The 11,870-nt window shown below is 69.5% G+C and carries 8 protein-coding genes and 1 pseudogene; 7 read left to right on the top strand and 2 right to left on the bottom strand.

The annotated features are described in order from the left end of the window. The first annotated feature begins 97 nt into the window (after window positions 1-97). The 7 genes and pseudogenes from ACFVBH_RS20745 (at window position 98) to ACFVBH_RS20715 (ending at window position 8,482) form a co-directional block, all read left to right on the top strand. Window positions 98-946 carry an alpha/beta fold hydrolase gene (locus tag ACFVBH_RS20745; RefSeq protein ID WP_379003501.1) on the top strand — a complete coding sequence of 283 codons (849 nt, stop codon included), beginning with the start codon at window positions 98-100 and terminating at the stop codon, window positions 944-946. A gap of 248 nt (window positions 947-1,194) precedes the next feature. Next, the gene (locus tag ACFVBH_RS20740) at window positions 1,195-2,673 is read left to right on the top strand and encodes a flavin-containing monooxygenase (RefSeq protein ID WP_379003499.1); all 1,479 of its coding nucleotides are present in this window, start codon (window positions 1,195-1,197) and stop codon (window positions 2,671-2,673) included. 166 nt (window positions 2,674-2,839) lie between these two features. Further along, window positions 2,840-4,516, top strand: a complete 1,677-nt coding sequence (hutU, locus tag ACFVBH_RS20735) for a urocanate hydratase (RefSeq protein ID WP_379003497.1) — start codon at window positions 2,840-2,842, stop codon at window positions 4,514-4,516. An 8-nt stretch (window positions 4,517-4,524) separates the two neighbouring features. Continuing rightward, a pseudogene (locus ACFVBH_RS20730) lies at window positions 4,525-5,052 on the top strand (cytosine permease); the annotation flags it as partial. A 43-nt stretch (window positions 5,053-5,095) separates the two neighbouring features. Then, window positions 5,096-6,280, top strand: a complete 1,185-nt coding sequence (gene hutI, locus ACFVBH_RS20725) for an imidazolonepropionase (RefSeq protein ID WP_379003495.1) — start codon at window positions 5,096-5,098, stop codon at window positions 6,278-6,280. Further along, a complete protein-coding gene (gene hutG / locus ACFVBH_RS20720) occupies window positions 6,277-7,266 on the top strand; it encodes a formimidoylglutamase (protein ID WP_379003493.1) in 990 nt (329 codons plus the stop codon). Before hutI ends, hutG begins: the two co-directional genes overlap by 4 nt. A 499-nt stretch (window positions 7,267-7,765) precedes the next feature. After that, a complete protein-coding gene (locus ACFVBH_RS20715; protein WP_379003491.1) occupies window positions 7,766-8,482 on the top strand; it encodes a hypothetical protein in 717 nt (238 codons plus the stop codon). A 123-nt stretch (window positions 8,483-8,605) separates the two neighbouring features. Here ACFVBH_RS20715 and ACFVBH_RS20710 read toward each other — a convergent pair whose 3' ends face one another. Both ACFVBH_RS20710 and ACFVBH_RS20705 read right to left on the bottom strand, forming a co-directional pair. Next, window positions 8,606-9,595, bottom strand: a complete 990-nt coding sequence (locus ACFVBH_RS20710; protein ID WP_379003488.1) for a TAXI family TRAP transporter solute-binding subunit — start codon at window positions 9,593-9,595, stop codon at window positions 8,606-8,608. Continuing rightward, window positions 9,592-11,700: a TRAP transporter permease gene (locus ACFVBH_RS20705; RefSeq protein ID WP_379003485.1), complete on the bottom strand. Its 2,109-nt coding sequence runs from the start codon at window positions 11,698-11,700 to the stop codon at window positions 9,592-9,594. Before ACFVBH_RS20705 ends, ACFVBH_RS20710 begins: the two co-directional genes overlap by 4 nt. Window positions 11,701-11,870: the final 170 nt, after the last annotated feature.

Here is an 11,870-nt window from a genome sequence, read left to right as displayed (position 1 = left end):
ATGCTTTGCGGGCCTGCGCCGCAGGCGTAGCGTGTGCTCCGAAATACCGTTGTCGCGCGCGTAATTCGACACCGCGCCACTGGTCGGAAGGTTTCAGATGGGTGATACCGAATCGGAAATCGAGCAGAGTTCCGATACCGTCATTTCCGCGGACGGCACACAGATCGAATACCTGACCGTCGGTGACGGTCCCGCGGTGATCGTGGTTCCCGGCGCGCTATCGGTAGCTGCCGGATTCGCCCGTTTCGCCGGCGCTTTGAGCACCGGCTTCACCGTGCACACCATCCAACGGCGTGGACGCGGCGGCAGCGGCCCGCAGAGCGAGCACTACACGATCGCCGAAGATCGCGCGGATGTCGAAGCGCTACAGGCCAAGACCGGCGCGGCCCTGTTGGTCGGCCACAGTTACGGTGGGTTGGTCGCCCTGGAATCCGCGCGCGGCAATTCCGGATTCACGAAACTGGCGCTCTACGAACCCGGCGTCTCCATCGCCGGTTCCCTGCCCACGGAGTGGATGTCCGCCTACGAGAAATACCTCGCCGAGGACAAACCCTTCGACGCGTTCGTCGAATTCGTCCGCGCCCTGGGCCCGGATCTCGTGCGCAAGATGCCGCGCTGGATGTTCCGCAGCATGATGACGGTGTTCATGAAGGCTCCCGAGAAGGAGATGGTGTTCAGCCAGCTCGAGCAGAACCTGCGCGAACACCGGGAGATCGTGCGGCTCGACGACACCTATTCGAACTACGCCGAGATCACCGCCGCCACTCTGCTGCTCGACGGTGACAAGGACCGTCACGTATTCATCGACCCCAACCACGAGCTACTCGCGTCCACCCTGCCGCACTGCGAACGCCATACCATCGCGGGAGTCGACCACTTCGGCATGGACAAGGGCGATCCCGAACGCGTGGCCGGTGTCGTCGGGGAATTCTTCTCGCGCAAGTGAATCGGTGAACCGCGCGGCGGGCCGGAACGGAACCACGGGCATGCACCACGCTGTCCTGTCCGCCACCCGCCGCATCGGCCGCCCGAAAATTTCATCCATCATCGGCGCATTGCGACTGCGTACCTGATCGGCGCTTCGAGCCATCCCCTCGGCGCGGGTGGATACCCTGGGGTCGGATACGCCGGTGTCCGCCGGCCGGGTTCGGTTGACGACGAGCGCCGGATACATGCGAATCGAAGGGTAGATCGATGAGCACCACGCCCGAGCACGTCGATGTGCTGATTGTCGGGGCAGGATTGTCCGGGGTGGGTGCGGCGCACCACCTGCAGTCGGCCTTCCCGGGCCGGACCTATGCCATTCTGGAGATGCGCGAGGCGATCGGCGGAACCTGGGATCTGTTCCGGTACCCCGGGATTCGCTCGGATTCGGACATGTTCACCCTCGGCTACCGGTTCAGGCCGTGGCTGGGGGACAAGGCCATCGCCGACGGTGACTCGATCCTGAACTACGTGCGCGACACCGCCGCCGAGGGCGGCATCGACAGGCATATTCGCTACCGGCACCGGGTGGTGCGCGCCGAATGGTCCAGCGCGGCCAATCGCTGGACCGTGACCGCCGACCACGACGGCGAATCCGTGGTCATCACCGCCGGCTTCCTGTTCAGCTGCTCGGGCTACTACCGCTACGACCGGGGGTACACGCCGGAATTCGCGGGCCGGGACAGGTTCGCGGGCCCCATCGTGCACCCGCAGCACTGGCCCGAGCAGCTGGATGTGGCGGGCAAGCGGGTGGTCGTCATCGGCTCCGGGGCCACCGCGGTCACCCTCGGCCCGGCGCTCACCGCACAGGGCGCGCGGGTCACCATGCTGCAGCGCTCGCCCTCGTACATCCTGTCCATGCCCGCGCGCGACGCGTTCGCCGACCGGGTGCGCCGCGTACTGCCGGCCAAGGCCGCCTACGCGCTGGCCCGCGCCAAGAACGTGGTCTTCAGCACGGTCATGTACCAGGCGTCCCAGCGCTATCCCGCGCGCGTGCGCGCCTGGATCCACGGCCTGCAAACCCGCTGGCTCCCGGCCGGATACGACATCGGCACCCACTTCAATCCCGCCTACAACCCGTGGGATCAGCGCCTGTGCCTGGTGCCCAACGGCGACCTGTTCCGCGCGATCCGGCGCGGCGAACTGGAGATGGTCACCGACCACATCGACACCTTCACCGAGTCCGGTATCGACCTGCGCTCGGGCCGTCATCTCGACGCCGATGTCATCATCACCGCGACGGGTCTGAACCTCGTCGTCTTCGGCGGCGTCGAGATGGTCGTGGACGGCCGGTCGGTGCACCTGCCCGACGCGATGGCCTACAAGGCCATGATGCTGTCCGATGTCCCCAATTTCGCGTTCATCATCGGCTATACCAACGCCTCCTGGACGCTCAAGGCGGACCTGGTGTGCGAGCACGTGGTTCGCCTGCTGCGCCATATGGACGCCAACGGCTACGCCGCCGCCACCCCGGTCCGGGATCCGGCGGTCGGCACCGCCCCCTTCATGGATTTCGAACCCGGCTACGTTCGCCGCGTCCTGGACACCCTGCCCAAGCAGGGTGACCGCGCGCCCTGGAAGCTCACCATGAACTACCTGTCCGACATTCCCAAACTCCGGTACGGCCGTGTCGCGGACCCGGCCCTGCGCTTCGACCGTGCGCCCGCGAAAGTGCCTTCGGCCCACTGACTTCGGCGCCGCGCCGGCCTGTCAGGCAGGCCGTGCCCGATCCGGGCGCACGGCCTCAGCGCCCGAACACGCTCGCGCCGGTTGCGCGAACCCGGATGGACTCCCGCAGGTCCGGCTGAACGGAGTCACACGGCCGGATGTGCGCCCGACGAGACCGAGGAACACCATGGACATCTCTTCCCCCGGACACGAACCGCGTCCCGTGCGCGCCCCCCGCGGCCCCGAACTGACAACCCTGGGCTGGCAGCAGGAGGGCGCGCTGCGCATGCTCATGAACAACCTCGATCCCGAGGTCGCCGAACATCCGGACAGCCTGGTCGTCTACGGCGGCACCGGCCGCGCGGCGCGCAGCTGGGCGGCGTTCGACGCCATGGTCGCCACGCTGAAGACCCTGAAGAGCGACGAGACCATGCTGGTGCAGTCCGGCAAGCCGGTCGGGGTGTTCCGCACCAGCGAATGGGCCCCCCGCGTGCTGATCGCCAATTCGAATCTGGTCGGCGACTGGGCGAACTGGGAGGAGTTCCGCCGGCTGGAGGAACTCGGGCTCACCATGTACGGGCAGATGACGGCCGGATCCTGGATCTACATCGGTACCCAGGGCATCCTGCAGGGCACCTACGAGACCTTCGGGGCCATCGCGCGCAAGCGATTCGGCGGCACCCTGGCCGGAACCATCACCCTCACCGCGGGTCTGGGCGGAATGGGCGGCGCGCAGCCGCTCGCGGTCACCATGAACGAGGGCGCGGCCATCTGCGTGGACTGTGACGTCACCCGCATCGACCGCCGCATCGCGCACCGCTACCTGGACGTCAAAGCCGACGACCTGGACCACGCACTGGAATTGGCGACCGCGGCGCGCGATGCCCGCCGGCCGCTGTCCATCGGCGTGGAAGGCAATGCGGCCGAGGTCTTTCCGGCGCTGCTGGAGCGGGAAGCGCCCTTGGACATCGTCACCGACCAGACCTCCGCCCACGACCCGCTGTCATACCTGCCGATCGGCGTCGACTTCGCCGACATGAAGACCGTCGCGGAGAAGGATCCCGCCTGGTTCACCGAACAGGCGCAGTTGTCGATGGCCGCCCACGTGCGCGCCATGGTCGGATTCCTCGATCGCGGCGTCGAGGTGTTCGACTACGGCAACTCCATCCGCGACGAGGCCCGCAAGGGCGGCTACGACCGCGCCTTCGACTTCCCCGGCTTCGTGCCCGCCTACATCCGCCCGCTCTTCGAGGAGGGCCTGGGCCCGTTCCGCTGGGCCGCGCTCTCGGGCGACCCGGCCGACATCGCCGCCACCGATCGCGCCATCCTCGAACTGTTTCCGGACAACGAACATCTGCGCCGCTGGATCACCCTGGCGGGGGAGAAGGTCGCCTTCGAGGGGCTGCCCGCGCGCATCTGCTGGCTCGGCTACGGCGAACGGCACCGGGCCGGACTGAAATTCAACGAGATGGTCGCCGGTGGAGAGCTGTCCGCGCCCGTGGCCATCGGCCGCGACCACCTGGATTCGGGGTCGGTGGCCTCGCCCTACCGCGAAACCGAGTCCATGCGTGACGGATCCGATGCGATCGCCGACTGGCCGCTGCTGAACGCCCTGCTCAACACCGCGTCCGGCGCGTCGTGGGTGTCGCTGCACCACGGCGGCGGCGTCGGCATGGGCCGGTCCCTGCACGCCGGGCAGGTCGTCGTCGCGGACGGCACCGACCTGGCCGCCCGCAAGATCGAGGCGGTGCTCACCAACGATCCGGGAATGGGCGTCATCCGGCACGCCGACGCCGGCTACGAACACGCCATCGACACCGCCCGCACCCGCGGTGTCCGAATCCCCATGTCCGAGAACAACTGATCCACCGCGATCGCGCCACCTTCAGGTCCACCTTCGCCGGTAGGGTGCTCGGCTCGCAGTGGTCCATGACGTTCGGCGCGCTCATCGCGGCCGTGGCCGGGGATCGTTCATGAAGGGACCAGGTCGGGTTCATCGGCGATCTCGCCGGACCGGCGCTGGTTGCCGCGGCGATGTACCCGGTGATCGTGATCGGCAAGCTGACGGTCAACGTCGTGCTGGCGCGGCTCATGGTGCCCACGCCGTGGATCGCGATCAAACTGATCGACTACTACCTGATCTCCAAGGAGCGCATCGACATTCCGGCGCTCCACGACGCCGCGGGACGGTACGGGGCCTGGAATGTGACCGCACTGAGCTGCTACGCCCTCGGTGTCGCGGCGCAGATTCCGTTTCCGGCGACCAAGCTCTATACCGGTCCGGTCACCGGGTGGCTCGGCGGCGCGGACATCTCGTGGATCGTGGGCCCGGTCGTCACGGCCGGTCTGTACTACCTGCTCGCCCAGCGCACCGCCAACCCGCCGGAACGGATGATCTAGCCGCCGGACACCGACATGGCCGAGGTCTGAAGGGAATTCGATCGTGAACGCGTTCGTCATCGGCAACATCGGCACCCTGGTCACCAACGATCCGAGCCTGGGGGCCGGGCCGCTGGGTGTGCGGCACGACGCCGCCGTCGCCTTCTCAGACGGGCGGGTGGGCTGGGTGGGGGACAGTGCCCGCGCGCCCGCCGGGGATCACGGCGTGGATCTGGGCGGGCGGGCGCTGCTGCCGGGCTTCGTGGAAAGCCATTCGCACCTGGTGTTCGCGGGCGATCGCGCGCGGGAGTTCTCGGCCCGTATGACCGGGACGCCGTACACCGCGGGCGGGATCCGCACCACGATCGAGGCGACACGGGCGGCGAGTGACGATGCGCTGGAAGCCAATGCGCGCCGGCTGCTCAACGAGGCGCTGCGCTCGGGCAGCACGACCGTGGAGATCAAGACCGGGTACGGGCAGACCACCCGCGACGAGCTGCGCGGGGTGCGGATCGCGAGCCGGGTCACCGACGAGGTGACGCTGCTCGCGGCGCACGTGCCGCCGCCGGAATACGCGGGGCGAGCCGATGACTACGTGGCCATGGTGTGCGCGGAGATGGTGGAAGCCTGTGCGCCCTACGCGAAATGGATCGATGTGTTCTGCGAGCGCGGGGCGTTCGACGAGGATCAGTCGCGGGCGGTGCTGAAAGCCGGTGTGGCGCACGGGCTCGTGCCCCGGGTGCACGGCAATCAGCTCGGGCAGGGCCCGGGTGTGCGGCTGGCCGTGGAGGTAGGCGCGGCGTCGGTGGATCACGTCACCTACGTCTCGGCCTCGGACATCGATGCGCTGGCGGGCGGTTCGACGGTGGCGACGCTGCTGCCCGGCGCGGATTTCTGCACCCGCAACGACTATCCCGGCGCGCGGGCGCTGCTGGACGCGGGCGTGACCGTCGCGCTCGGCGCGGACTGCAACCCCGGCACCTGCTACACCACCAGCCTGCCGTTCTGCATCGCCCTGGCGGTGCGAGAGATGCACATGACCCCGGAGGAAGCGGTGTGGGCGGCCACCGCGGGTGGCGCGAAAGCGTTGCGGCGCGGCGATATCGGGACGCTGTCGATCGGCAGCCGCGCCGATGCCATCGCTCTGGACGCGCCCTCGTATCTGCACCTGGCCTACCGGCCCGGCGTCGCACTGGTCCGCGAGGTCTTCAAGGACGGCACACTCATCATCTCGGGAGGACAGCGATGACGGCCACGGATGGCAGCGACGGCGCGGAGATCGTCGTGGACGTTCCGCCCGCACCCTGGACCGGGCGGATCGACGGGGACGGTCCCGAGCACCTGCGCTGGCACGGCGCGGTCCGCCCGTACGATGCGTCGGCGTCCGAAACCGGCTGTGTGCTCATCGGTTTCGCGAGCGACGAAGGCGTCCGCCGCAACCTGGGACGCGTCGGCGCAGCCGCGGGCCCCGACGCCCTGCGGGCGTCCCTGGCCTCGATGGCCCTGGCCGCGCCCCTGCCGATCGAGGACGCCGGAACGGTGGCCGTCACCGACGGCGACCTGGAGTCGGGCCAGCAGCGCCTGGCCCGCGCGGTCACCGCCGCCATCGACTCCGCCCGGTTGCCGGTGGTCCTCGGCGGCGGTCACGAGGTGGCCTACGGCACCTACCTCGGCGTGGCAGCCTCCCGCCCCCGCCGCACCCGCCCCCGCCTGGGAATCCTGAACCTGGACGCCCACTTCGACCTGCGCGCCGATCCGGTCCCCAGCTCGGGCACCCCGTTCCGCCAGGCCCTGGAGGCCGAACGGGCGGCAGGCACCCCGCTCCGCTACGCCGTCCTCGGCATCAGCGAGCCCAGCAACACGCCCGCCCTCTTCGCCGCCGCCGCCACCCACGACGTCCACCACCTCCTCGACGAGGACTGCACCCCAGCAAATCTGACGAAGATAGACACTTTCCTCGACGCCTTCGTATCGGCGGTAGACCTGATCCACCTGACGATCGACCTCGACGTCCTCCCCGCCGCCGTGGCCCCCGGCGTCAGCGCCCCCGCCGCCTACGGCGTCCCCCTGGAAACGATCCACCACGTCTGCGCCCGCATAACCACAACCGGGAAGTTGATAGCCGTAGACGTGGCCGAACTGAACCCGTCCTTGGACGTCGACAACCGCACCGCCCGCACCGCCGCCCGCCTGATCCACACCGTGGTGACCCGGCATATAGCGCCCACATGCTGAGCTGCCCCACTCGCCGGTCGCCGATAAGGACCGTTTCGCCTCGGCGGGCCCGCAACGACGAGACCCGTATCGCCCAGAGGGGTCAACCGGTACCGGCCGAGTGCGGCTTCCAGCCCCCGCACAGGATTGCACTCTCTGCCGGGCGAGCGCAGCCATGGTGCCGAGGGGATGGGCCAGTCGTTTTGCGTCGTCGGTTCCCGCAACGGCGGAAGGCGTACCTCCCGGGCGGATCAACCGGCACCGGGTGAGTGTGGATTCCGGCCGCCCACACGAAATTTGGCTCCCGCCGGGGCGAGCGTAGCCATCGCGACGGGGGATGGATCAGTGGGCTCGCGTCGTCGCCGGGACGGTGGAACCGCGAGCCTCGACATTCGAACGCCCCGGTCGATCGGTCGTTTCAGCCCGCCGGTGGCACGGGGAACGGAACGCGCCGGGTCGATAAATGACTGTGGCACAGCGACTTTCACGCGATTGCGTACCGTCGACTACCGTCGGCAACGTGCTCTACGTGATTCTGTGGCTGGCCCCGCTGGTGAGCTGGGCGTTGATCGCGCGGACCTGGCGCGGGCGGATCACCGGGCTGGGGGTGCTGGGGCTGCTGGCGGGTGGGCAGCTCGTCATGTGGCAGGGGTGGGTGGGGCGGGAGTACCAGCTCACCTCGCTGGCGGTGCTGACCGGGGTCATCATGTTCGTGGCGGTGATCGGGCCCGTCGTGGATATCTTCCGGGCTTCGCCGCCGCCACGGTCCGCGCACGGGCGGATGGCGCTCGGGTGGCTGCTCAACGCCGGATACTGCGTGCTGTGCGGACTGATCCTGCTGACCTCGGCGACGGTCGTCGGTATGTTCGGGCGCATGTCCTGGGTGCCGGGCGAGGACGCGCTCGGGCCGTTGCCGGCGGGCCTGTCCGTCCGCGAGACCGTCGACCTGGGCTGCACCGCCCGCAGCTCCGCGAGCAGCTGCGACCGTAATTTCGTCATCGACGGTGCGAACAGCACCCCCGACCGGACCGCCGAAGACGTCCGCCGCCACCTGGAAACCACGGCCGGCTGGACCTTCGCCCCCGCCAAGTCGTTAGCCCGCGGCACCCGCGTCCTCTGGCAGGGCGCGTGCCGCTCGCAGGGCCGCATGCTGGATCGCTACGTCGCCTGCGCCTGGGTGTCCATCAAGGAGAGCGGCATGGTCGTCGTGCAGATGAGCTACCAGGACGACTGGTGAGACCCGTCCCGGCCGAACCGACCCATTCACCCACTGGATCCACGCGGACGTCACCGCACGCCCTGTGTCACTGATCGTTTCGATCCCGGGCGGTCGTGCCAAGGCGCGGCACCGAAGGCTGGGTTACCTCAGTGCGTGGTCCGCGCCGCGGTGAAGTTCCACCGGGGCGGTGTTGCGGGCCGTGGCGCGGTCTATGCCCTTCGCCGCCGGGTTGGCCTGTTCCAGTTGGGGTTTGCGGTCGAACAGGACGGTCGTCAGGGCGCAGGCCAGGTTCGCGTCGAGGTCGGCGCGGACCAGCAGGAGGTTGGGGACCACTATCGTTTTCACGTCGGTGGGGAGGGCGTAGGTCGCCGCGGGGATCGTGCCTGCCTCGTAGACCGGGTTCACCGTGCGCATCTTGTCCAGGAGATCGGCTATGTCGAGGAAGCGGACCTTGTCCTTCGCGGTGGTGAACAGGTCGGTGATGCCGGGGGTGGGGAGGCCGCCGGACCAGAACATCGCGTCCACCGAGCCGTCTTTCAGGCCGTCCACGGTTTTGGCCAGGTCCAGGCGCTGGGCCGAGACGTCGGAGTCGGGGTTCAGGCCGGCGGCTGTCAGCAGGCGCTGGGCGATCACCTCGGTGCCGGACTTCGGGGAACCGGTCGAGACGCGTTTGCCGCGCATGTCGGCGACCGAGTTGATGCCCGCGTCGGCCCGCACTATCACCTGGGTGTAGTTGGTGTAGATGCGCGAAAGAGCCCGCACCGGTTGCTTTTCGGTGAAACCACCGGTCCCCAGCACCGCGTCCGCGGCGCTGTCGGCGAGGGAGAACGCGACCTGGTAGTTGCCCGACACCAGCTGCTGGATGTTCTGCACCGAGGCGCCGGTCTCGGCGGCGGTGGCCTTGACCTTGCCGCCGGTCGCCTCGGAAATCTGTTGCGCGTAAGCGTTTCCGAGCGCGAAGTACACCCCGGTCGCGTTGCCGGTGGCGATGCCGACGCGGGCCTCCTGACCCACCTCGCAGGTCACCGCCCCGCCGGTGTCGGCCTGCGGGGCGTCCTGGCGCCCACCGCATCCGGTGAGCGCGGCCGCCGCCAGCACCGCCGCCACGGCGATCGTTCCGAACCTGGTCATGGATTTCCCTCGACTTCTGCCTGCGGCGGAACTGCCTCCGCCGGAGTGGATTCCCGGCCCGGCCGGGTCATACGGGTGAGCAGCCAGGCCACCGCGAGCAGCGCGAGCCCGATGCCGAGACTGATCAGGGTCGGATACAGCAGCACGATGCCGGCCGCGGCCGCCAGCACCCGGGCGGGTGTGCCCGCCGCGCCCGCGCCGAAGATCCAGCCGCCCGTCGCCATGGCCAGCGCCGCCACCCCGACCGCGACCATCAGCCCGGTCGCGACGATCTCCAGGATCGGCCCGCGCCCGAGCAGCCGCTCCCCGGATCCGGTGAGCACGAACACCAACGGCACCAGGAACGCGGGCAGCGCATAACGCAGCGTCTGCCACATGGTCGGCATGGTCCGCCCGCCGGTCACCGCCGCCGCGCCCACCGCCGCCAGCGCCGTCGGCGGGGTGACCTCCGAGAGCACCGAGTAGTAGAAGACGAACATGGCGGTCGCGGGCGGCGACACCCCGAGCGTGAGCAGCGCCGGCCCGATGATCACCCAGCCGATCACGAACGACGCCGTCACCGGAATGGCAAGACCCAGCAGCGCCAGCGCCACCGCGGCCAGCAGCACCGTGCAGGTCAGCACCACGGTCGCGTTGTCCGACACCGCCGAGGCCGCCCGCACCAGCACCGCCGCCAACTGCGCGCCCAGCCCGGTTTTGGTGGTCATGGAGGTGATGACCCCCGCCGCCGCGCACACCGCCACCACCGGCAGCGCGGCGCGAATACCACGGGACAGCGCGGTCAACCCACCGATCACGAAGTCGCGGACGGTCGGATCCGAACGCGGATCACGCCGCCGCACAGCACGATCCGCGACCGCCAGCACGAACGCGAGCGCGGTGGCATAAGCGACCGCGCGCGTAGCGCTGACCCCGATCAGCAGCAAACCCATGATCGCGATGAGCGACAGGAAGTGATACCCGAAGCGCCCCAGCAGCTTCCACGCCGACCCCGGTGCGTCCGCGAGCGGCGGCGCGGCCCGCGAGCGCGCGTGGAACCGTCGCGCGTCGATCTCCACCGCGAGCAGAATGCCCAGGTAGTACAGGATCGTCGGAATCGTCGCCCACACCAGCACCGTCAGGTACGAAACCTCCAGGTACTCCGCCACGATGAACGCCGCCACCCCCAGCGTCGGCGGCGACAGGATCGCTCCCACGCCCGCCGCCGCGAGCATGCCGCCCGCCTGCTCCGGCGCGTATCCCGCGCGCTTGAGAATCGGCCACGTCACCGCGGCGGTGCTGACCGCGGTCGCGGTTCCCGACCCCGACACCGTGCCGAGCAGGAAACCCGAGGTCACCGCCGTGCGCCCGGCCGCACTGTTCGAACGCCGGAACGCCGCCACCGACAGGTCGACGAAAAACCGCGCCGCACCGGAGAATTCGAGCACCGCGCCGTAGATGGTGAACAGCACGATGTAGCTCGCCGCCACGTCGAGCGGTGTGCCGTAGAACCCGCTCGCGGAGTTGTAGAGCGCGTCCACGATCTGCGCGAAATCCAGTCCGGCGTGTGCCACGGACCAGTGCTGGGGGAGCAGTCCGCCGTAATACCCGTACGCCAGGAACAGCACGCACACCACCGGCAGCACCCACCCCGTGGTGCGCCGGCACGCCTCCAGCACCAGCAGCAGCACGACCGCGCCCATGCCCACGTCGACCGGATCCAGCAGCCCCTGCCTGTCCAGGAACGCGTCGTACCCACCGCCGCCCGACCCGATGCGCACCGGCAGCACCGGGTACAGGCACACCAGCAGCGCGATCGCCGCCAGCGCCCAATCCAGCGGCGCCGGACCGTCTTCGCGATCGAGCGGCCGCAGCCGCCACCCCGACCGGTAGCTCAGGAAGACCAGCGGCAGCGTGCACGCCAGAAAGATGACCAGGTAGTACTGACTGCCCTGCGGCAGCGGCCGGAACACCTGCCACAGCGTGAACACCGCGATCGCCAGGGCGCACGCGGACACGAACGCCGCCGACCGCCCGGACAGCACCCGCGCGGGCCGCTCGTCATCGTCCACGCCCAGGTCGGCCGGCGTCGCGAGCTCCGGACTGGCATCGCGCGTGGCCGACATGGGCGCGACCATATCAACGGGCGGTCTGTTTCGCAGCGGCTTGCGGCTCGGTGTCGTGCGATCTTCGCAATCGACGTGGTCCGCATCGAATATCCGCGTCCCGCTGCGGGTTCGGCGCGTGGACCCGCGTCCGCTGGCGACCGGATCGGCGGCGGCCGTACGCGCCCGTC

This window comes from Nocardia sp. NPDC057668 (genome assembly GCF_042799795.1).
In the GTDB taxonomy this organism is placed as follows: Bacteria; Actinomycetota; Actinomycetes; order Mycobacteriales; family Mycobacteriaceae; genus Nocardia.
Note: the sequence above shows the minus strand (reverse complement) of the source record. Positions and strands in the feature narration are given on the sequence as shown.

Coding starts and splice junctions, on each gene's coding strand:
- ACFVBH_RS20745 (WP_379003501.1), top strand. CDS start 98: ATGGGTGATACCGAATCGGAAATCGAGCAGAGTTCCGATACCGTCATT.
- ACFVBH_RS20740 (WP_379003499.1), top strand. CDS start 1,195: ATGAGCACCACGCCCGAGCACGTCGATGTGCTGATTGTCGGGGCAGGA.
- hutU (WP_379003497.1), top strand. CDS start 2,840: ATGGACATCTCTTCCCCCGGACACGAACCGCGTCCCGTGCGCGCCCCC.
- hutG (WP_379003493.1), top strand. CDS start 6,277: ATGACGGCCACGGATGGCAGCGACGGCGCGGAGATCGTCGTGGACGTT.
- ACFVBH_RS20710 (WP_379003488.1), bottom strand. CDS start 9,595: ATGACCAGGTTCGGAACGATCGCCGTGGCGGCGGTGCTGGCGGCGGCC.
- ACFVBH_RS20705 (WP_379003485.1), bottom strand. CDS start 11,700: ATGTCGGCCACGCGCGATGCCAGTCCGGAGCTCGCGACGCCGGCCGAC.